The organism is Bosea sp. (in: a-proteobacteria), from assembly GCF_023953965.1.
Classification (GTDB): Bacteria; Pseudomonadota; Alphaproteobacteria; order Rhizobiales; family Beijerinckiaceae; genus Allobosea.
Genome location: NZ_JAMLIX010000001.1, coordinates 2681368 through 2701272 on the forward strand (window position 1 = coordinate 2681368; position 19905 = coordinate 2701272).

Genomic DNA, 19905 nt, shown 5'->3' on the forward strand with positions numbered 1-19905 from the left:
CGGTCAATCCGTCTTTCTGATGTTGTTGGAGCACACGTTATCCGATCAGATTGCATTGCAATCTGATCGGGGCGTGCTCTAGAAGGCAGCATGACCGGAGCAGGCGACTCAGGGTTTGGACAGGCATCGCGGCGTCGATGGCTGAGGAGGCGGGCGGAGGGCTGAGATCGATGCGAGGCGCTCTCGGAGGACCGGGCGTTCTGTTACGCCGTCTCCGCGAGGTCATGGCGGCATCGATCAGCCCGCAGGAGCGGCTCGATCGGCTCGTCGTCCTGATCGCCGGCAATCTCGTCGCCGAGGTCTGCTCCGTCTATGTCCTGCGCGAGGACGGCTCGCTCGAGCTCTACGCGACCGAAGGCTTGAACCGCGAAGCAGTCCACCTCACCACGCTCAGGGCGGGCGAAGGCCTTGTCGGCCTGATCGCGAGCGAGGCCGTGCCGCTGGCGCTCTCGGACGCACAGGCGCACCCCTCCTTCTCCTACCGGCCCGAGACGGGCGAGGAGATCTACCGCTCCTTCCTCGGCGTTCCGATCCTGCGGGGCGGTGCGGTGATGGGCGTGCTCGTCATCCAGAACCGCGCCTCGCGGCTCTATTCCGAGGACGAGGTCGAGACGCTGCAGACCACCGCCATGCTGATGGCGGAGATGATCGCGGCCGGCGGCCTGAAATCGCTGGCGGCGCCGGGCGCCTCGATCGGCCTCGACCGGCCGATCCACGGTGTCGGCGTGGCGCTGGCGGACGGGGTCGGCCTCGGGCACGCGGTGCTGCACGAGCCGCGCGTGGCGATCACCAACCTGATCGCCGAGAACCCGGCCGCCGAGGTCGGCCGGCTCGAGGCGGCGATCGGCGAGATGCGCGCCTCGATCGACGAGCTGGTCGAGCGCGGCGACGTCGCCCATACCGGCGAGCATCGCGACGTGCTCGAGACCTTCCGCATGTTCGCCCATGACCAGGGCTGGCTGCGCCGCATGCGCGAGGTCGTGCTGACCGGGCTGACCGCCGAGGCCGCCGTCGAGCGCGTGCAGTCCGACACCCGCGCCAAGATGCTGCGCCAGACCGATCCCTATCTGCGCGAGCGGCTGCACGATCTCGACGATCTCGCCAACCGGCTCCTGCGCACGCTGGTCGGCCGGGGCAACGGCGTCGCCCGCGAGAACCTGCCGGAGAACGCCATCCTCGTCGCCCGCTCGATGGGGCCGGCGGCGCTGCTCGACTACGACCGCGCCCGTCTGCGCGGGCTCGTGCTGGAGGAGGGCGGGCCGACCAGCCATATCGCCATCGTCGCCCGCGCGCTCGGCATCCCGGCCGTCGGCGAGGTGGTGAACGCGACCGCGCTGGTCGAGGCGGGCGACGCCATCATCGTCGACGGCCAGGCCGGCGAGGTCCAGATCCGCCCGCAGCCCGACGTCGAGAACGCCTACAAGGACAAGGCGCGGCTGCGCGCCCGCAAGCAGAAGCAGTACCAGAAGCTGAAGGAGCTGCCGGCGGTCACCCGCGACGGGGTCGCGATCACGCTCCAGATCAATGCCGGCCTGTTCGTCGACCTGCCGAATCTGGAGGCGACCGCCGCCTCCGGCATCGGGCTCTTCCGCACCGAGCTGCAGTTCATGGTGGCGCAGCACATGCCGACCACCGCCGAGCAGCAGGCGCTCTATGCCGCCGTGCTGGACGCGGCGGCCGAGCGGCCCGTCACCTTCCGCACGCTCGATATCGGCGGCGACAAGGTTTTGCCCTATATGGAGCGCGTCGAGGAGGAGAACCCGGCGCTGGGCTGGCGCGCGATCCGCATCGGCCTCGACAAGCCGCGGCTGCTGAGGGCGCAGGTGCGCGCCATGCTGCGCGCCGGCGCGGGCCGCGACCTCAAGATCATGCTGCCCATGGTCGCGACCACGGAGGAATTCCGCCGCGCCCGCATGATCATCCGCCGCGAGCAGGCGATGCTGGAGAAGCAGGGCGTGGCGGCCCCGCGCGAGCTTCGCGTCGGCGTCATGGTCGAGGTGCCCTCGCTCCTGTTCGAGCTGCCGGAGATCGCGCGCGAGGCGGATTTCCTGTCGATCGGCACCAATGACCTGATGCAGTTCCTCTTCGCCGCCGACCGCGAGAACAAGCGCGTCGCCGATCGCTTCGATCCGCTCGGCGTCGGCCCGCTCAGGGCGCTGCGCAGCATCGTTCAGGCTGCGGCCGAAACCGGCTGCCCCGTCACCGTCTGCGGCGAGATGGGCGGCAAGCCGCTGGAGACCATGGCCCTGATCGGGCTCGGCTATCGCGGCTTTTCGATGTCGGCCGCCTCGGTCGGGCCGGTCAAGGCGATGCTGCGCGCGCTCGACGCGGGCAGGCTCGGCGAGCGCATGGAGTGTATGCTCGCGGCGCCCGAGGGCGTCACCAATCTGCGCCCGCAGCTTTCCGCCTTCGCGGCGGAGTTCAAGGTCCCGGTCTAGCGAGGCTGCGTCCCGCTGCCGCCTGCCCCTTTCGTTTCACGAGTTCGTGCATGTCCCTCCAGCTTCCCCAGGATCGTCTCGACGGTATCGTGGCGCGCCACGCCGCCGCGACCGATGAGATCAACCACGCCACCGACGCGGTGCGTACCGTCGCGCTCGCCAGGGAGCTGGCAGAGCTCGATCCCGTGGTCGCGGCGATCGCCTCCTGGCGGAAGGCGCAAGCCGCGCTCGACGAGGCCGAGGCGCTGATCGCCGATCCCGCGACCGACGCCGAATTCCGCGATCTCGCCTATGAGGAGCGCGACGCCGCCCGCGCCGAGATCGAGGCGCGCGCCCGCGAGATCCTGCTCGCCCTGCTGCCGAAGGACGCCGCCGACGAGCGCGGCGTCATCCTCGAGATCAGGGCGGGCACGGGCGGCGACGAAGCCTCCCTCTTCGCCGGCGACCTCCTGCGCATGTACCAGCGCCACGCCGCCCAGAAGGGCTGGAGCGTCGAGATCCTCTCCGCGAGCGAGGGCACGGTCGGCGGTTACAAGGAGGTCGTCGCCGAGATCAACGGTCGCGGCGTCTATGCGCGGCTGAAGTTCGAATCCGGCGTCCACCGCGTCCAGCGCGTGCCGGACACCGAGGCCGGCGGGCGCATCCACACCTCGGCGGCGACGGTGGCGACGCTTCCGCTCGCGACCGAGGTCGACGTCGCCCTCGACGAGGCCGATATCCGCATCGACACGCTGCGCTCCGGCGGGGCCGGCGGCCAGCACGTCAACAAGACCGAATCGGCGGTGCGCCTGACCCATATCCCGACCGATACCGTCGTGCTGGTCCAGGACGAGCGCTCCCAGCACAAGAACAAGGCGCGCGCCTATGAGTTGTTGCGCGCCAAGCTCTACGACAGGGAGCGTCAGCGCATCGATGCCGAGCGCTCGGCCGACCGGCGCGCCCAGGTCGGCTCGGGCGACCGCTCGGAGCGCATCCGCACCTACAACTTCCCGCAGGGGCGCGTGACCGACCACCGCATCAACTTGACGCTCTACAAGCTCGACGAAATGATGCAGGGGCTCGTTCTCGACGAGATCGTCGACGCGCTGACGGCCGAGCATCAGGCGAAGCTCCTGGCGGCGGAAGGCATGACGTGAGGAGAGAGCGGTGAAACCAAAGCGCCCGCTCCGCGTTGAGGGTGCATCGATACCAGCGAAGTGGGACCTCTCTCATGATCAGGATGTTTTCGACGTTTGCCGTGGCCGGGCTGACGGCGCTGGCGATGGGCAACGTCTCGCAGGCTCAGGAGCGGACCGCCCGCAGGATCCTTTCGGGGCCGCCGGCCGCCATCCACGGCGCGATGACCGAGGCGCAGGCGCGCAAGTCCTGCCAGATGCAGATGAGGGGTGCGCGCGAAAGCAGGGCGTCGATCAACAGGAAGATGAGATTCTGCATCAACCAGAAGATGAACGGCAACTAAACCAGCTCCCCCTGCGGAAAGCTGGGCCCTCCGGGGAGAACGCCGTGCCGACTGTCCGCAATGTGCGGCGCCTTATCGCTCAGCGCTTCCTGCGCGCGGGGCTCGCAAGCCCCGGGCTCGATGCGCGCCTTCTGGCCGAAGGCAGCCTGGGGGTGGACAATCCCGATCCCGATACGATCCTGCCGGCCACGGCGCTTCTCCTGCTGGACGGTTTCGCGGCACGCCGGCTCGCGGGCGAGCCGGTCTGGCGGATCCTCGGCGAGCGCGAGTTCTGGGGGCTGCCCTTCCGCCTGTCGCCGGCGACGCTGGAGCCGCGCCCCGATAGCGAAACCCTGGTCGAGGCGGCGCTCGCCCAACTCGCCGGCCGCCGTGAAGAGGCGCTTTCGCTGCTCGATCTCGGCACCGGCACGGGCTGCCTGCTGATCGCGCTTCTGAGCGAACTGCCGCAGGCCAGCGGCCTCGGCATCGATCTCTCCGCCGAGGCCTGCGAGACCGCGGCTATGAATGCGGCGCTGAACGGCGTCGGCGACCGGGCCGCCTTCCGGCAGGGGGACTGGGCGCAGGGGCTCGCCGGCCGCTTCGACCTGATCGTCTCGAACCCGCCCTATATCCCTTCGGCGGAGATCGCGACGCTTTCCGTCGAGGTGCGCGAGCACGATCCGCGGCTCGCGCTCGATGGCGGCGACGACGGGCTTGCGCCCTACCGGCTTTTCGCCTCCTGCCTGCCGCGCCTCGTGGCACCCGGCGGCAGCATCGTTATCGAGATCGGCGCGGGGCAGGGTCCGGAGGTCACCGCGCTGATGCGCGGGGGAGGGCTTGAATTCCGTGGCAGCCGCAACGATCTGGGAGGACATGAGCGGGCATTGATCTTCGCGCCTGCTTGAAATGCACAGGCTTTTCGTCGATTTCGCTTGGAGGCGCGACTAAAAGCGGCTATGCAGCATCCAGCCGAAGCTGGTGGCGTCAGGGCCGGGCCTCTGGGCAGTTTCCGATCGTACAGGGATTTGCTCGAGTTCGGTATCGTTTGCGGGCGTTTTCGCAAAGCGGTGCAACTGACAAACCGGGTGGAGCCCCGAAGGCGCGTGGCGCCGATCGGCTCGTGGGGTTGGAGCCCCTTTGGAAAAGAGCGCGTGAAGACCAGGAACGGCGTATCGCCCCTTCGGGTCACCTCAGTCCGACACAGCGTCGCAACCCGCTGTGCATCGTCACGCGTATGACGGCACCACGGTTGCTTTGAACATAGAAGCGCGAGACAGACGCGAATGAGACCAGGTCAGAACCGGCGTATGCGCGGCCGCAATAATAACGGCAACAATAACAGTAACCGCAAATCTCCGAATCCGTTGCAGAGAAGCTACGAATCCAACGGACCGGACGTAAAGGTACGTGGTACGGCGCAGCACGTCGCCGAGAAGTATCTGCAGCTTGCGCGAGACGCCCAGTCCTCGGGCGACACCGTCGCTGCCGAGAGCTATTTCCAGCATGCGGAGCATTATTACCGCATCCTGCTCGCTGCCCAGGAACAGATGGGCCAGCAGTTCGGCCATTCCTTCCCGCCGAATCGCGCCTTCGTCGAGGACGCCGACGAGGGCGAGGAGGAGGGCGACGAGGAAGGCCAGTCCTTCCAGCCGGGCTCCGGTCCGGAGATGCGCTCCAACGTCTATGGCGCCGTCAACGGCTATAACGGCCATGGCAGCCAGCGTGCCGAGGGCGAGGGCGGCGAGGGCCAACCGCAGGGCGCCCCGCGCTTCGACCGCCAGAATCGCCGCGAGCGTTTCAATGGCGACCGCAACCCGGGCAATGAGCGCCGCTTCGACCGTCAGGATCGCGGCGAGCGCCGCTTCGACCGTAATCCCGAAGGCGGCCCGGGCCAGCCCGGCGGCCAAACCGCCCCCGGCGGCTATGCGCCGCGCCCCGACGCGCCGCGCTCCGACATCCCCGTCGGCGAGGAAGCGCCGGTGCAGGCCGCTCCCGAGCCGGTCCAGAGCGAACCGCGCCGGGCGGAGCCGGCCGAGCGTCCGCAGCGCGAGCGCCGTCCGCGCCGCGAGCGCGTGGTCGAGGCCGATGCGGGCGAGGATACGGCCGCCGCCCTGCCGTCCTTCGTGACCACCCCCGCGCGCGTGCCCGCGCCGGAGCCGGTCGCGGCCCCTGCGGCGGCCGCCCCCGCGGAACCGGCCGAGGCCCCGCCCAAGCGCACCCGCCGCCGCCGCTCGCCGCGCGAGGTCATGGACGCGCTGGGCTCGGAGACGGACAGCTCGGCCGAGTGAGCCCGTGTATCCGGGAGAGAATGCGAAAGGGGCTCGAAAGAGCCCCTTTTTCATGCGCGCTTTCAGGCGCTGTCGTGCTCCACGATCGTCAGCCCATCGCCTTCGCTGAGCGTCCCGCCGGCGAGGACGCGGCAATAGACGCCGCAATCGACATGGCCGTAATGGCGCATCAGCGCGTCGGGGATCTGCATGTCGCGCGCGCCGGTCTCAGGATCGACATTGGTCGCCGCGCAGCGCACGATCCGCTTGACGACCTGAAGCCGCAAGCCGTCCGCCCCGGCGATCTCGCGCCCGACGAGATCGTTCTCGACCCAGGGGCCAAGCTCGCCGACCATCAGATTGCCGCGAAAGCGCAGCGGGTCGATCGGCCGCCCGAGGCGTCCTTCGAGATCGGCGATGCTGGCGAGGTTGATGATCGAGACGAAGCCCATGAGCGAATCGGTGAAGCGGTAGGGCGGCAGCGCCGTCAGCAGCTTCGGCGGGCCGCGCAGCTCGTCTTGCATGAAGCCCTCGAAGAAACGGGTGATCGCGGCCCGGCCTTCCTCGGTCGCTGTCGCGGCGCGCAGCCGCTCCTCGCCGCCCTCATGGATGACGAGATCGCCGTTCGCGTCGTCGTAGCGCGTCTTCAGCCGGGCGAGCGCGGCGTTGCGCATCAGCATCAGGTATTTGATCTTGGGCTGGTGCACCGGGGCGGCCGGATCGAAGCCGGAGGGGCCGTTCTCGATGGCGAAGAGCCGGTCGCCGGGAAAGAAGCCGCCGGCCGTGAGCACGGCCCCGGTGACCCGCTCCGGCGAGAGCCCCTTCACGGGGTAACGATAGAGCGTCTCGATCTGCATGGTCTCACCGGCTGGCTGGCGTCGGCACCGACCATATCCGCATTCCGCCGCCGTTTCGATCATCCGGTGGCGTCGTCCTCGCCCTCGCCGACCGAGCGCAGGCAGCCCCAGCCGGCGAGCACGGCATCAGTCTCGTCCGCCACGAAGAAGCGGGCGGCGTCGCGGTCGTAGCCCTCGGCCAGCAGGCGCTCGTAATCGGTATGGACGTGCCGGACATGGCTGCCGAGCGCGAGCCACAGGGCGGTCGAGGGTGGCAGTTCCCGCATGTGGCGCTGCTGCGCCAGCGCCATCACCGCCTCGGCGTCGGAGAGCGGAATGCCGGGCACGAGCGCCCGCAGCGCCTTGCGAATCGCCTGCTGTCGCCTCGTTCCGGCCATGCCCGATCTCAGCCCGCCGCTTGCGCCAGGTCAATTCCGCGGCGCCCCCCTTCCGTTGCGCCGATGCCACACTATCTTGGAAGGCGAGGGGTGGCCCATCGTGGCGCCCCATCCTGACGAAAGGGCAGCGAAGCCCGTCGCCACGGGGCGGGTTTCGCGGGCGGAGTGATATGCATGAACATTGAGAAATATACCGATCGCGCGAAGGGTTTCCTCCAGGCGGCGCAGACGATCGCGCTGCGCGAGGGCAACCAGCAGTTCACCCCCGAGCATCTGCTGAAGGCGTTGCTCGACGACAACGAGGGCATGGCGGCCGGCCTTATCGATCGTGCCGGCGGCCAGTCGCGGCTTGCGCTGCAGCTGACCGACCAGGCGCTGGCGAAGCTGCCGAAGGTTTCGGGCGGCTCGGGCGGGCTCAACCTGACGCCGGGCCTCGCCCGCGTCTTCGACGTGGCCGAGAAGGCGGCGGAGAAGGCCGGCGATTCGTTCGTCACGGTCGAGCGGCTCCTGCTCGCGCTCGCGATCGAGAAGGACACCGAGGCCGGCAAGGCGCTGGCCAAGGCCGGCGTGACACCGCAGGCGCTCAACGCCGCGATCGAGGCGATCCGCAAGGGCCGCACCGCCGATTCCGCTTCGGCCGAGCAGGCCTACGACGCGCTGAAGAAATACGCCCGCGACCTCACCGCCGCGGCGCGCGAGGGCAAGCTCGACCCCGTGATCGGCCGCGACGAGGAGATCCGCCGCACGATTCAGGTCCTGTCGCGCCGGACCAAGAACAACCCCGTCCTGATCGGCGAGCCCGGCGTCGGCAAGACCGCCATCGCCGAGGGCCTCGCGCTGCGCATCGTCAACGGCGACGTGCCCGAGAGCCTGAAGGACAAGGAGCTCCTGGCCCTCGACATGGGCTCGCTGATCGCGGGGGCGAAATATCGCGGCGAGTTCGAGGAGCGGCTGAAGGCCGTGCTGACCGAGGTCTCGTCCTCGGATGGCGGCGTCATCCTGTTCATCGACGAGATGCACACCCTCGTCGGCGCCGGCAAGACCGACGGCGCGATGGATGCGTCGAACCTGCTGAAGCCGGCGCTGGCGCGTGGCGAGCTGCACTGCGTCGGCGCGACCACGCTCGACGAGTACCGCAAATATGTCGAGAAGGACGCGGCGCTGGCGCGGCGCTTCCAGCCCGTCTTCGTCGACGAGCCGACGGTCGAGGACACGATCTCGATCCTGCGCGGCCTGAAGGAGAAATACGAGCAGCATCACCGCGTCCGCATCACCGATTCGGCGCTGGTCTCGGCCGCGACCCTGTCGAACCGCTACATCACCGACCGCTTCCTGCCCGACAAGGCGATCGACCTCGTCGACGAAGCCTCGGCGCGGCTGCGCATGCAGGTCGATTCCAAGCCCGAGGAGCTCGATTCGATCGACCGCGAGATCGTCCGCCTCAAGATCGAGCAGGAGGCGCTGAAGAAGGAGAGCGATGCCGGCTCGAAGGAGCGGCTGAAGCGGCTCGAATCGGAGCTCGCCGACCTCGAGTCGCGCTCCGACGCCATCACCACCAAGTGGAAGGCCGAGAAGGACAAGCTCGGCCAGGCGGCGGAGATCAAGACCAAGCTCGACAACGCCAGGAACGAGCTCGCCCAGGCGCAGCGCAAGGGCGAGTACCAGCGGGCGGGCGAGCTCGCCTATGGCGAGATCCCCGGGCTCGAAAAGCAGCTCGCCGAGATCGAGGCGAAGGGCGACGATACCGGCATGGTCGAGGAGGCGGTGACGCCCGATCACGTGGCGGCGGTCGTCTCGCGCTGGACCGGCGTGCCCGTCGACAGGATGCTCGAAGGCGAGAAGGAGAAGCTCTTGCGGATGGAGGATGTCCTGGCCTCCCGCGTCGTCGGCCAGCGCGAGGCGGTGGAGGCGGTCTCGACCGCGGTCCGCCGGGCGCGAGCGGGCTTGCAGGATCCGAACCGGCCGATCGGCTCGTTCATGTTCCTCGGCCCCACCGGCGTCGGCAAGACCGAGCTGACCAAGGCTCTGGCCTCGTTCCTGTTCGACGACGACACCGCGCTCGTGCGCATCGACATGTCGGAATACATGGAGAAGCACTCGGTCGCCCGGCTGATCGGCGCGCCTCCCGGCTATGTCGGCTACGAGGAGGGCGGGGCGCTGACGGAGGCGGTGCGCCGCCGGCCCTATCAGGTCGTGCTCTTCGACGAGGTCGAGAAGGCCCATCCCGACGTGTTCAACGTCCTGCTGCAGGTGCTCGACGACGGGCGGCTCACCGACGGGCAGGGCCGCACGGTCGATTTCCGCAACGTGCTGATCATCATGACCTCGAACCTCGGTTCGGAGTTCCTGGTGAACCAGCCCGAGGGGCAGGACAGCGACGCGGTGCGCGACGAGGTCATGGGCGTGGTCCGCCACGCCTTCCGGCCGGAGTTCCTGAACCGGATCGACGACATCATCCTGTTCCACCGCCTCAGGCGCAAGGACATGGACGCGATCGTCGACATCCAGATGGCGCGGCTCCAGAAGCTGCTCACCGACCGCAAGATCACGCTCGAGCTCTCCAAGGAGGCGCGCGAGTGGCTGGCGGACAAGGGCTACGATCCGGCCTATGGCGCGCGCCCGCTGAAGCGCGTGATCCAGAAGTCGGTGCAGGACCCGCTGGCGGAGGCGATCCTCGCCGGCGAGATCGTCGACGGCGAGGATGTGCCGATCACGGTCGGGCCGGGTTCGCTGATGCTGGGCTCCGTCGCCGCGGTGAAGGAGAAGCGGCCGCCCGGCGTGGCGCTGAACTGACATTTTGAAGCGCCGCCTTCGGGCGGCGCTTTTTCGTCAGCCTCGTTTCAGCAGAAACACCGCCTGCGCGCCGAACAGGTTCCAGAACCACCAGGGCGCGTTGACGCGGACCTTGCCGCCGGCGGCGTCGAGCGCGACCGCCCGCTCCATCCGGGCGCCGATCAGGTCGCAGAGCGCGACGAAGTCGCGGATCGTGCAGAAATGGATGTTGGGCGTGTCCCACCATGTATAGGGCAGGGCGTCCGTCACCGGCATCCGCCCCTGGAAGAACACCTGCGAGCGCATCCGCCAATGCCCGAAATTCGGGAAGGAGACGATGGCGTGCCGGCCGATGCGCAGCATCTGCTCCAGCACGAGGCGGGGATTGCGCGTCGCCTGGATGGTCTGGGAGAGGATGACGTAGTCGAAGCTGTCGTCGGGGTAGTCGACGAGGTCGGTATCGGCGTCGCCCTGGATCACCGACAAACCCCGCGCCACGCAACCGGCGACGCCCTCGCGCGAAAGCTCGATGCCGCGCGCATCGACCCCGCGGGTTTCGGCCAGCAGCGCCAGCAGCGCCCCGTCACCGCAGCCGACATCGAGCACGCGCGTATCCGGCTGCACCATCTCGGCGACGAGCTTGAGGTCGATGCGGCTGGTCTGGGGATCGGGGAGGGTCATTGTCAAATCCCCCGTGCCCTTGCCGCCGCGCTGATGAAGCCGCGCGTCGTGGCGAAGAGGTTGGGCTCCTCCAGCAGGAAGGCGTCGTGGCCCTTGTCGCTCTCCAGTTCGACGAAGGAGACCGAGGCGCCGGCTGCGTTCAGCGCATGCACGATGGCGCGCGAATCCGCCGTCGGGAACAGCCAGTCCGAGGTGAAGGAGGCGACGCAGAAGCGCGTCTTGGTGCCGGTGAAGGCCCGCGCGAGCACGCCGTCATGGTCGGCGGCAAGGTCGAAATAATCCATCGCCCGGGTGACGTAGAGATAGGAATTGGCGTCGAAGCGCTCGACGAAGCTCACGCCCTGATGGCGCAGATAGCTCTCGACTTGAAAATCCGCATCGAAGGAGAAGGTCGGCGCCTCGCGGTCCTGCAGCTTGCGGCCGAACTTGCGATGCAGCGCCTGCTCCGAGAGATAGGTGATATGCGCGCCCATCCGCGCGACCGAGAGCCCCTTGGAAGGCCGCGTGCCCTCCTCGAGATAGCGCCCCTGGCGCCAGTCGGGATCGGCCATCACCGCCTGGCGGCCGACCTCGTGGAAGGCGATGTTCTGGGCCGAATGCTTGGCGCCGGTCGCCAGCGGCAGCGCCGCAAAGACGCGCCCCGGATAGCTCGCCACCCATTGCAGCACCTGCATGCCGCCCATCGAGCCGCCCGCCACGCAAAACAGCGTCTCGATGCTCAAGTGATCGATCAGCGCGGCCTGCGCCCGCACCATGTCGCGGATCGTCACCACCGGGAAGGACAGCCCCCAGGGCGTGCCGGTCTTAGGGTTGGTCGAGGCCGGGCCGGTCGTGCCGGTGCAGCCGCCGATCACATTGGCGCAGATCACGAAGAAGCGGTCGGTGTCGATCGGCTTGCCCGGCCCGATCATCGCGGTCCACCAGCCACCCTTGCCGGTCACCGGATTGCGGCTCGCGACATACTGGTCGCCGGTCAGCGCGTGGCAGACCAGGACCGCGTTCGACTTGTCGGCGTTCAAGGCGCCATAGGTCTGATAGGCGATCTGCCAGCGGTCGAGGACGAGGCCGCAATCCATCAGAAGCGGCGTGTCGGGGCCGAAGCGCGCAACCGGGCTCGAAGGCTCGTTCGCCTCCTTCTGCGGATCGGCCAGGCTGGGGGAAAGATCGCTCATTGAAGTCCGCATCGGCAGCGTGATTTGTCTTCCGGTCCAGGCGTTCGGAAAACCGAACTAGCGATGCCGCGCCGGCGCGCCGCTGTCAACGCGCGACTGTGCCGCTGGCTTTGCCAAGGCGCGGCTGGAGCGCTAGATCATCGCGCGTCCTATCGGGCGCGATAACGATGATCTATCCCATTGTTGGAGCATCGGATTGTACCGAAAAGCGGTTTCCACTTTTCGGTCCGATGCTCTAAGGAGCGTGGCCTTGCCGGAAAGCGCGTTGCCCATGACCGAAGCCGCCCCCACGACCCTCGCCGACCTGCGTGCCGGGATCGACCGCATCGACAGCGCGATGCATGCGCTCCTGATGGAGCGCTCGCAGATCATCGAGACGCTGATCTCGATCAAGAAGACGCAGGCCTCCGGCTCCGCCTTCCGCCCCGGCCGCGAGGCCGACATCATGAAGCGGCTCGCCCTCAGCCATAAGGGCCTCCTGCCGCTCGACACGGTGGAGAGCGTCTGGCGCATCATCATCGCCACCTTCACCTATGTGCAGGCGCCTTATTCGGTCCATGCCGATGTCTCCGGCGGCGATCCGGCGATGCGCGATTCCGCCCGCTTCCATTTCGGTTTCACCGTGCCCTTCGTCCCGCACGAGGACGCGCGCGCCGTGATCCGCGCGGTCGCGGAATCGGCCGGCGATCTCGGCATCTTCCGGATGGACCAGGGTGCCAGCGCCGGCATCTGGTGGCGCGAGCTGATCGGGCCGGACAGCCCTAAGATCATCGCGCGCCTGCCCTTCATCGAGCGGCCGGACCATCCGGCCGGCACGCCGGTCTATTGCGTCGCCAAGCCGCTCGCCGATGCCGCCATGCGCGAGATCGTGCTCTACGCCGCCCGCGTCGAGCGCTGGTCGGAAAGCCTGCGCCAGGGGCTTGCGGAGAACCTGGCCGAGGTCTCGGCCTCGGCGGCGGACGGCTCGCATCTGTCGCTCCTGGTCGCCGCCTCCGGCGAGGTCGATCAGGCGGCGATCCGCGCCGCGCTGGCGCCGGCGGGCTTGAGCGATTTCGCCGAGATCGGCAGCCACGCCGCCCGTTTCGCCGTCACCTCCGCCCGTTCGTGAATTGCATGGACCCAGGCGGCCATACGCTATCGAAAGACTTGAAGAGATGACCGCTTCCCGCCCCGTTCCCCGCCCCGGCGTCCTCGACATCGAGGCTTATGTTCCCGGCAAATCCGCCGCGCCCGCCGGCGTGAAGCTCCACAAGCTCTCCTCCAACGAGACCCCGCTCGGCCCGAGCCCGAAGGCCGTCGCGGCTTACGGCACCGTCGCCGGCAAGCTCGAGCTCTATCCGGACGGCTCCTCCACCAAGCTGCGCAGCGCCATCGCCGCCCGCTACGGGCTCGACCCCGCCCGCATTCTCTGCGGCACCGGCTCGGACGAGTTGCTCCAGCTCGTCACCAAGGCCTATCTCGGCGACGGCGACGAAGGCGTCTTCACCGAGCATGGCTTCCTGGTCTACCGCATCGCGATCCTCGCCGCCGGCGGCAAGCCGGTCGTCGTCAGGGAGAAGAACCTGACCGCCGATGTCGACGCCATCCTCGCCGCGGTGACGCCGAGGACGAAGATCATCTTCCTCGCCAACCCCAACAACCCGACCGGCACCTATCTGCCCTTCGACGAGGTCAAGCGCCTGCATGCCGGCCTGCCCGGCAGCGTGCTGCTCGTGCTCGACGCAGCCTATGCCGAATATGTCCGCCGCAACGACTACGCCGCCGGCATCGAGCTCGTCGCCGAAGCTGAGAACGTCGTGATGACGCGCACCTTCTCGAAGATCTACGGCCTCGCCAATCTGCGCATCGGCTGGCTCTACGGGCCGGCTCCTATCGTCGACGCGCTCGAGCGCATCCGCGGCCCCTTCAACGTCAACGGCGCCGCGATCGAGGCCGGTGCCGCAGCCGTCGCCGACGAGGCCCATGTCGCGGCCGCGATCGAGCACAACGAGAAATGGCTGGCCTGGACCACAGCCGAGCTCACCAAGCTCGGGCTTTCCGTCACGCCCTCGGTCGGCAATTTCATCCTGATCCATTTCCCGAAAGAGCCCGGCCGGACGGCGAAGGAGGCCGACGCCTTTCTGACGCAGCGCGGCCTCATCCTGCGCGCGGTCGGCTCCTACGGCCTGCCCGACGCGCTGCGCATGACGATCGGCTCCGAGGAGGCGAATCGCCTCGTCGTTGCAGCCCTTGCCGATTTCCTGGCGGGCAGGCCATGACCGAGAGGCCGGAAAGCTTCGCGCCGCGCCGTTCCGAACCGGTCTTTGCCCGTCTCGCCATCATCGGCATCGGGCTGATCGGCTCCTCGATCGCGCGGGCGGCGAAGGAACTGAACCTCGCCGGCGCGATCGTGCTCAGCGATCGCGACGAGGCGGTGCGCCGGCGGGCGCGCGAGCTCGGCCTCGGCCATGCGGTGGCGGAGACGGCCGCGGAAGCGGTGCGCGATGCCGACCATGTCGTGCTCTGTGTGCCGGTCGGTGCCTGCGGCCCGGTCGCGGCCGAGATCGCGCCTGCGCTGAAGCCGGGCGCGATCCTCTCCGATGTCGGCTCGGTCAAGGGCGCGGTCATCGATGCGGTTTCGCCGCATCTGCCGCAGGGCGTCTCCTTCGTGCCGGCCCATCCGGTCGCGGGCACGGAGAATTCCGGCCCCGATGCCGGCTTCCCGAGCCTCTTCCTCAACCGCTGGTGCATATTGACGCCGCCGGAGGGGACCGATCCGGCGGCGATCGCCCGGACGCGGCAGTTCTGGGAAGGCATGGGCGCGCTGGTCGAGGTGATGGGCGCCGAGCACCACGACCTGGTGCTGGCCGTCACCAGCCATCTGCCGCATCTGATCGCCTACAACATCGTCGGCACGGCGGAGGATCTGGAGGCGGTGACGCAGTCGGAGGTGATCAAGTTCTCGGCCGGCGGCTTCCGCGACTTCACCCGTATCGCGGCCTCCGACCCGACGATGTGGCGCGACGTCTTCCTGCACAACAAGGAGGCGGTTCTGGAGATGCTCGGCCGCTTCAACGAGGACCTGGCGCTGCTCACCCGCGCGATCCGCTACGGCGACGGCGAGACGCTGCACAGGCACTTCACCCGCACCCGCGCGATCCGCCGCGGCATCGTCGCGCTCGGCCAGGAGAAGCCCGAGACGGAGAAGCTGCGCAAGGATTGAAGCGCGGGCAGGCCTGGGCCCGGTTGCGGCTTGCCAAGCCATCCGCCGGCTGTTACAGCGCCAGCCGTCGCCGCAATAGCTCAGCTGGTAGAGCACCTCATTCGTAATGAGGGGGTCGGGGGTTCGAATCCCTCTTGCGGCACCATTTCCCCATTCGCCTAGGTTCGCTGACGTTCATAAACCGGCCAAAACGGCCGGTTTTTTCGTGTTTGGTGTTCATTGGCGTTCGCGGGTGACCGTTGACAGCCGCGAGAAATGTTGGCCTCGAGAGCACGATCTCCTTACGCTGCGGCGGCCTGCATCGGCGCTCTTGCCGGGAACGGCCTGAAGGTGGCGAGGATCAGCGTCGCCGCCAGCCCCAGCCCCCAGGACGCGACATACATCGGCGCGTAGCTGCCGAAATTGTCGTAGACCAGCCCGCCGAGCACGGGCCCGGTCGACATGCCGAGGCTGCCGGCCATCGCGGTTCCGCCGATGATGGTGCCCATCATCCTGAGCGGAAAATTCTCGCGGATGATCACGGCGTAGAGCGGCATCGTGCCGGCATAGATGAAGCCGACCAGGACGGCCACGGCATAGAAGCCGCCGAGCTCGCCGACGAAGGCATAGGCGAGAACGCCGAAGGCCTGGGCGAGAAGGCCGGCCACGAGGATGCGCTGCGCGCCGAACCGGTCGCCCGCAAGGCCGAAGCCGAGGCGCCCGAACATGCCGGAGAGCCCTTCGATGCTGTAGATCGAGACGGCCGCGACCATCGGGATGCCGCAGGTCACGGCATAGGTCACGGTGTGGAAGATCGGCCCGGAATGGGTGGCGCAGCAGAAGAAATTCGCCAGCATCAGGGTGATGAACTGCGGCGAGCGCACCGCCTCGCCGACGCTCATGCCGGCTTCCGCCGCATCGTCCGAGGCCGCAGGCGCTGCCGCCTCCAGCACCGGCGGCCGGCGCACCAGGAGCGCCGCCGGGATCATCAGGACGGCCGCGATCCCGGCGAGGATCAGCATGGCGCCGCGCCAGTCGTGGCCGGTGACGAGCCAGGCCGCGAGCGGAGCCATGGTCATCGGCGCCATGCCCATGCCGGCCGAGACGAGCGAGACCGCGAGCCCCCGCCGCGTCTCGAACCAGCCGGTGACGCAGGCCATCATCGGCGCGAAGACGGCGGCCGTCGCCGCCCCGACCAAGAGGCCGAACAGGAGCTGGAATGCGATCAGCGACTCCGCCCGGCTGGCGAGCGCGAGGCTTCCCGCCAGCACGACCGATCCGGTCAGGACCACGGGGCGCGGCCCGAACCTGTCGGAGAGGCCGCCCCAGACCATGCTGGCGGCCGCCATGGCGAGGAAGCCGATCGTCATGGCCGTGGAGATGCCGGTGACCGACCAGCCGGTCTCCTCGGCCATCGGCCGCAGGAAGATCGGCAGCGAGAACATCGCCCCGATCGCGACGCAGCCGATGAGCCCGCCGGCGGCGACGATCACCCAGCGATAGGGATGCTCCATGCCGATCTCCTCACCCATGACGGATCGCTCAGCCCTGCGGCTTCCAGTCGCCCGAGGGAATGGTGTTGATCATCCAGGGGATGCCGAACTTGTCGACGAGCGAGCCGAAGCCCGGCGACCAGAAGGTCTCGCCGAAGGGCATCACCGCCCGGCCGCCGGCGGAGAGCTCATCGAACCAGCGCTGCGCCTGCGCCTTGTCGGTGCTGTGCAGGGTGACGTCGAAGCCGTTCTTCGGCTTGTCGATGTTGGGTGCCCAGGCAGCGTCCATGTCGGCACCCATCAGGGCCTGATCGCCGACCTCGAGCCAGCAATGCATCAGCCAGCTCTTGTACTTCTCGTCGGTGATCGGCATGTCGGGCGGGCCGTCGCCATAGGGGAACGCGGCCGTGATCTTGCCGCCGAGGACCTTTGCGTAGAATTCGAAAGCCTGACGGCATTGCCCCTGGAAGCTCAGGCTGGTCACGATCTTCATGGTCGTCTCCTTTCCGAACGAAGCGCCGATGCGGAGCCGGGCGCGGTATCGATTGACGCTTCCCGAGTTTAGTTGATATCAACGTATATCGACCCGAGCTGTCAACCCACCCGATGCGCGCACCGCCCGAACTCACCTTCGAAACCACCCTGATGGTGCGCGATGCCTGCCTGTGCCTTCATGCGCAACGGGCGGCGCGTGCGCTCGCGCGACGCTTCGATCTCGCGCTGAAGCCGGTCGGGATCAGCAGCGGCCAGTTCTCGCTCCTGATGTCGCTGAACCGCCCAGGGCCGCCGAGCCTCGGCAGCGTCGCCGACCTGCTGGCGATGGACAGGACGACGCTGACCGCGAACCTGAAGCCGCTGGAGCGGCGCGGCCTCGTCGGGACCAGTCATGACGAGGCCGACAGGCGGGTGCGCCTCCTCTCCCTGACGCCGGCCGGCAGGGCCGTGCTGGCGCAGGCGCTGCCGATCTGGACGCGGCTCCATACGGCCATCGAGGCCGAGTTGAAGGAGCCCGGTCAGTTGCGCTCCGATTTAGTCCTGCTGTCCCGATGAGCGAATGTCTGCTCGCCGGCGTCGAGCCAATGTCAGGTCGCGGCGCTGAAGGCGAAGAGGCAGCCTTGCTTGAACATGTTCTCGCGCGTGCAAGACACAGCATTCCAGCGCTTTCAAATATTGGCACTCCGGACAGGGAGCGTCCTGGCTGAGTGCGGCTGTTGACATGTCAGATTTGACGTGCCAATCGAAGCCGACAGGCAAGGAGACCATGACATGTCGATCCGCAGAAGCGGCACCAACAAGCGTCTGAGCAAGCTCGTCGTCCATCGCGGCGTCGCTTATCTGGCCGGGCAGGTCGCCGACGATCTGGGCGCCGATCTGGCCGGGCAGACCCAACAGATTCTCGCCAAGATCGATGCGCTCCTGGCCGAGGCCGGCACCGACAAGACGCGCATCCTGACGGCGCAGATCTGGCTGGCCTCGATGGCGGATGCGCCGAAGATGAACGTCGTCTGGGAAGCCTGGATGCCGGAAGGCGCGGCGCCCGCCCGCGCGACGGTCGGCGCCCCGCTGGCGACGGACCGGCACCTGATCGAGATCAAGGTCGTCGCCGCGATCGATTGAGCGGGGCCTGCTTCGTTTCGGGCGCCTCAGCGAGAGACGGACGCGCTGCGCAGCCTGTACCGCTCCGTTATCAGCTCGGGCGCGGAGGCGAAGACGGCCATGACGCGGTCCTGGCTGCGGTGGATGCCGTCCAGCGTCGTCTGATAGGCGGCGGCACGGTCACCGGCGACGAGCGCGGCGATCATCGGGCCGTGGCCATGCGACCAGTCCTCGGCGAGCTCGCGCTCGCTGGCGCTGAGATAAAGGACGCGCAGCGATTCATCGTGCAGCTTCTCGACCGATCGGGCCAGGCGCGGGCTGCCGCAGGCCTGAGCGATGGTGACGTGGAAATCGTGGTTGGCCAGCAGGAAGCGGCGCTTGGCGGCGATGTCGGTGACGCGATAGGGCGCCCCGCAGATCTTGTTGAGCCGCCGCAGCTTCGCCTCGGGCACGTTGCCTGCCGCCCGGGCCGCCGATTCCGGCTCGACGAGCTTCCGCATCGCGAAGATGTCCACGATGTCCTCGATCGTGACCGGCGCCACGATATGGCCGCTGCGTGGGATGCTCCTGACCCAGCCGTCCTGGCCGAGGCGGGAGAGGGCATGCCGGACAGGGGCCTTGCCGACCGAATAGCGGGCCGCGAGATAGCCTTCCGACAATTCGGTCCCCGGCGGGAGCTCGCAGGAGACGATCGCGAGCTTCAGCATCTCGTAGAGCTGATCCTTGAGCTGCCCTTCGCTCGCTTCCTGCAAAGCCTGTTCCCGCATGGTCGCGCCTCGTGACATGACGCCAACATGTCGGATTTTTTCGCCGGATAATCCAGTCCCGCCGATTCGGGAAGGCCTATGCCCGCCTGTATGACGGCAGACATGCCAATCGGGCCGTGACAGGATCGGCCTTCATCTCGGCGGCGTTGCCCGGATCGTGCCGGCTCTCTGGAAGGTGGTGATTCGATGGAGCTTCCCCAAACGCCGTCCCTGCGGCTGGACGGTCGGCTCGCTCTCGTGACGGGGGCGTCCTCGACGATTGCTACTTCATCCTGAAATGGGTGCATGAGGGGGCCAAGCGCTATTACATCGACGTCGATACCGACAGGGTCGCGGTCGCGGGCGAGAGCTGCGGCGGCGGGCTGACGGCGGCGGTCAGCCTGATGGCGCGCGACCGCAACGGCCCGAAGATCGCGCTGCAGGTTCTGCTCTATCCCGGGCCGATGAACACCGACTACCAGACGGACAGCTACGTCCGGATCAACCACGACCCGCAGTTCAACGGCAAGGACCTGGAATTCATCATGGATTCCTACCTCGCCGGCGCCTCGCGGAGCGACCCCTACGCGGTGCCGCTCCAGGCTTCCGACTTCAGCCGCCTGCCGCCCGCCTTCATCCATGTGGCGGAGCTCGATCCGCTGTTCGACGAGGGCATCCTCTATGGCAAGAAGCTGCAGGAGGCCGGCGTCAAGGCGACCGTCAGGATCGCCCATAGGCTCGAGCACAGCTTCCCGCGCGCCGTCACCGTTTCTCCGGAAGCGCGCGAGGAGTGCCGTGTCCTCTACGAGGCCATCCGCGAGGGGCTGAACATCAAGTAGCGCGCGGCGTGCGCCGCCGTCCCCGACAGCGAGGCAGGGCATCGCCCT

Annotated in this window: 18 protein-coding genes, 1 tRNA gene and 1 pseudogene; 13 read left to right on the forward strand and 7 right to left on the reverse strand. The window is 68.2% G+C overall.

Annotated elements, in window-relative coordinates:
* Window positions 1–170 precede the first annotated feature (170 nt).
* From ptsP to M9917_RS12495, 5 genes are all read left to right on the forward strand, one after another.
* A complete protein-coding gene (gene ptsP / locus M9917_RS12475) occupies window positions 171–2438 on the forward strand; it encodes a phosphoenolpyruvate--protein phosphotransferase (RefSeq protein ID WP_297254105.1) in 2268 nt (755 codons plus the stop codon).
* 50 nt (window positions 2439–2488) lie between these two features.
* Window positions 2489–3574, forward strand: a complete 1086-nt coding sequence (prfA, locus tag M9917_RS12480) for a peptide chain release factor 1 (protein ID WP_297254107.1) — start codon at window positions 2489–2491, stop codon at window positions 3572–3574.
* 74 nt (window positions 3575–3648) lie between these two features.
* Window positions 3649–3897 carry a hypothetical protein gene (locus tag M9917_RS12485; RefSeq protein ID WP_297254109.1) on the forward strand — a complete coding sequence of 83 codons (249 nt, stop codon included), beginning with the start codon at window positions 3649–3651 and terminating at the stop codon, window positions 3895–3897.
* Between the two features lie 44 nt (window positions 3898–3941).
* Window positions 3942–4781, forward strand: a complete 840-nt coding sequence (prmC, locus tag M9917_RS12490; protein ID WP_297254111.1) for a peptide chain release factor N(5)-glutamine methyltransferase — start codon at window positions 3942–3944, stop codon at window positions 4779–4781.
* Window positions 4782–5183: 402 nt separating this feature from the next.
* Window positions 5184–6164 carry a DUF4167 domain-containing protein gene (locus tag M9917_RS12495; protein ID WP_297254113.1) on the forward strand — a complete coding sequence of 327 codons (981 nt, stop codon included), beginning with the start codon at window positions 5184–5186 and terminating at the stop codon, window positions 6162–6164.
* 62 nt (window positions 6165–6226) lie between these two features.
* On the opposite strand, the gene M9917_RS12500 is transcribed toward M9917_RS12495, so the two are convergent.
* Window positions 6227–7000, reverse strand: a complete 774-nt coding sequence (locus tag M9917_RS12500; protein WP_297254115.1) for an MOSC domain-containing protein — start codon at window positions 6998–7000, stop codon at window positions 6227–6229.
* 59 nt (window positions 7001–7059) lie between these two features.
* A complete protein-coding gene (locus tag M9917_RS12505) occupies window positions 7060–7377 on the reverse strand; it encodes a DUF2293 domain-containing protein (RefSeq protein ID WP_297254117.1) in 318 nt (105 codons plus the stop codon).
* Between the two features lie 174 nt (window positions 7378–7551).
* Between M9917_RS12505 and clpB the strand changes: the two genes are divergently transcribed.
* On the forward strand, window positions 7552–10170 hold the full coding sequence (gene clpB, locus M9917_RS12510; RefSeq protein WP_297254119.1) for an ATP-dependent chaperone ClpB: 2619 nt from the start codon (window positions 7552–7554) through the stop codon (window positions 10168–10170).
* 36 nt (window positions 10171–10206) lie between these two features.
* Here the strand turns inward: clpB and metW are convergent, their stop codons facing one another.
* On the reverse strand, window positions 10207–10830 hold the full coding sequence (gene metW, locus M9917_RS12515; RefSeq protein ID WP_297254121.1) for a methionine biosynthesis protein MetW: 624 nt from the start codon (window positions 10828–10830) through the stop codon (window positions 10207–10209).
* A 2-nt stretch (window positions 10831–10832) separates the two neighbouring features.
* Window positions 10833–12002, reverse strand: coding sequence for a homoserine O-acetyltransferase MetX (metX, locus tag M9917_RS12520; RefSeq protein ID WP_297254122.1), 1170 nt, complete (start codon window positions 12000–12002; stop codon window positions 10833–10835).
* Between the two features lie 271 nt (window positions 12003–12273).
* Between metX and M9917_RS12525 the strand changes: the two genes are divergently transcribed.
* The 4 genes from M9917_RS12525 (at window position 12274) to M9917_RS12540 (ending at window position 15349) form a co-directional block, all read left to right on the forward strand.
* Window positions 12274–13110: a chorismate mutase gene (locus M9917_RS12525; RefSeq protein ID WP_297254124.1), complete on the forward strand. Its 837-nt coding sequence runs from the start codon at window positions 12274–12276 to the stop codon at window positions 13108–13110.
* A 46-nt stretch (window positions 13111–13156) separates the two neighbouring features.
* A complete protein-coding gene (gene hisC, locus M9917_RS12530; RefSeq protein WP_297254126.1) occupies window positions 13157–14260 on the forward strand; it encodes a histidinol-phosphate transaminase in 1104 nt (367 codons plus the stop codon).
* Entirely contained in the window at window positions 14257–15204 is a 948-nt protein-coding gene (locus tag M9917_RS12535; protein WP_297254128.1) for a prephenate/arogenate dehydrogenase family protein, read from the forward strand. The genes hisC and M9917_RS12535 overlap by 4 nt, the downstream gene beginning before the upstream one ends.
* Window positions 15205–15273: 69 nt before the next feature.
* Window positions 15274–15349 (forward strand) — tRNA-Thr (locus M9917_RS12540).
* Between the two features lie 136 nt (window positions 15350–15485).
* On the opposite strand, the gene M9917_RS12545 is transcribed toward M9917_RS12540, so the two are convergent.
* Both M9917_RS12545 and M9917_RS12550 read right to left on the reverse strand, forming a co-directional pair.
* Window positions 15486–16697, reverse strand: coding sequence for an MFS transporter (locus M9917_RS12545; protein ID WP_297254861.1), 1212 nt, complete (start codon window positions 16695–16697; stop codon window positions 15486–15488).
* A gap of 28 nt (window positions 16698–16725) precedes the next feature.
* Window positions 16726–17169 carry a VOC family protein gene (locus M9917_RS12550; protein ID WP_297254130.1) on the reverse strand — a complete coding sequence of 148 codons (444 nt, stop codon included), beginning with the start codon at window positions 17167–17169 and terminating at the stop codon, window positions 16726–16728.
* 113 nt (window positions 17170–17282) lie between these two features.
* On the opposite strand from M9917_RS12550, the gene M9917_RS12555 reads away from it, so the two are divergent.
* Both M9917_RS12555 and M9917_RS12560 read left to right on the forward strand, forming a co-directional pair.
* On the forward strand, window positions 17283–17726 hold the full coding sequence (locus tag M9917_RS12555; RefSeq protein ID WP_297254132.1) for a MarR family winged helix-turn-helix transcriptional regulator: 444 nt from the start codon (window positions 17283–17285) through the stop codon (window positions 17724–17726).
* Between the two features lie 216 nt (window positions 17727–17942).
* Window positions 17943–18293, forward strand: coding sequence for a RidA family protein (locus tag M9917_RS12560; RefSeq protein WP_297254134.1), 351 nt, complete (start codon window positions 17943–17945; stop codon window positions 18291–18293).
* Window positions 18294–18319: 26 nt separating this feature from the next.
* Here the strand turns inward: M9917_RS12560 and M9917_RS12565 are convergent, their stop codons facing one another.
* Entirely contained in the window at window positions 18320–19039 is a 720-nt protein-coding gene (locus tag M9917_RS12565; protein ID WP_297254136.1) for a GntR family transcriptional regulator, read from the reverse strand.
* Between the two features lie 263 nt (window positions 19040–19302).
* Between M9917_RS12565 and M9917_RS12570 the strand changes: the two are divergent.
* Window positions 19303–19857, forward strand: a pseudogene (locus M9917_RS12570) (alpha/beta hydrolase); the annotation flags it as partial.
* Window positions 19858–19905: the final 48 nt, after the last annotated feature.

Coding starts and splice junctions, on each gene's coding strand:
- ptsP (WP_297254105.1), top strand. CDS start 171: ATGCGAGGCGCTCTCGGAGGACCGGGCGTTCTGTTACGCCGTCTCCGC.
- M9917_RS12555 (WP_297254132.1), top strand. CDS start 17,283: ATGCGCGCACCGCCCGAACTCACCTTCGAAACCACCCTGATGGTGCGC.
- clpB (WP_297254119.1), top strand. CDS start 7,552: ATGAACATTGAGAAATATACCGATCGCGCGAAGGGTTTCCTCCAGGCG.
- M9917_RS12565 (WP_297254136.1), bottom strand. CDS start 19,039: ATGCGGGAACAGGCTTTGCAGGAAGCGAGCGAAGGGCAGCTCAAGGAT.
- M9917_RS12485 (WP_297254109.1), top strand. CDS start 3,649: ATGATCAGGATGTTTTCGACGTTTGCCGTGGCCGGGCTGACGGCGCTG.
- M9917_RS12545 (WP_297254861.1), bottom strand. CDS start 16,697: ATGGAGCATCCCTATCGCTGGGTGATCGTCGCCGCCGGCGGGCTCATC.
- M9917_RS12550 (WP_297254130.1), bottom strand. CDS start 17,169: ATGAAGATCGTGACCAGCCTGAGCTTCCAGGGGCAATGCCGTCAGGCT.
- metX (WP_297254122.1), bottom strand. CDS start 12,002: ATGAGCGATCTTTCCCCCAGCCTGGCCGATCCGCAGAAGGAGGCGAAC.
- prfA (WP_297254107.1), top strand. CDS start 2,489: ATGTCCCTCCAGCTTCCCCAGGATCGTCTCGACGGTATCGTGGCGCGC.
- M9917_RS12535 (WP_297254128.1), top strand. CDS start 14,257: ATGACCGAGAGGCCGGAAAGCTTCGCGCCGCGCCGTTCCGAACCGGTC.
- M9917_RS12505 (WP_297254117.1), bottom strand. CDS start 7,377: ATGGCCGGAACGAGGCGACAGCAGGCGATTCGCAAGGCGCTGCGGGCG.
- metW (WP_297254121.1), bottom strand. CDS start 10,830: ATGACCCTCCCCGATCCCCAGACCAGCCGCATCGACCTCAAGCTCGTC.
- M9917_RS12500 (WP_297254115.1), bottom strand. CDS start 7,000: ATGCAGATCGAGACGCTCTATCGTTACCCCGTGAAGGGGCTCTCGCCG.
- M9917_RS12525 (WP_297254124.1), top strand. CDS start 12,274: ATGACCGAAGCCGCCCCCACGACCCTCGCCGACCTGCGTGCCGGGATC.
- M9917_RS12495 (WP_297254113.1), top strand. CDS start 5,184: ATGCGCGGCCGCAATAATAACGGCAACAATAACAGTAACCGCAAATCT.
- hisC (WP_297254126.1), top strand. CDS start 13,157: ATGACCGCTTCCCGCCCCGTTCCCCGCCCCGGCGTCCTCGACATCGAG.
- M9917_RS12560 (WP_297254134.1), top strand. CDS start 17,943: ATGTCGATCCGCAGAAGCGGCACCAACAAGCGTCTGAGCAAGCTCGTC.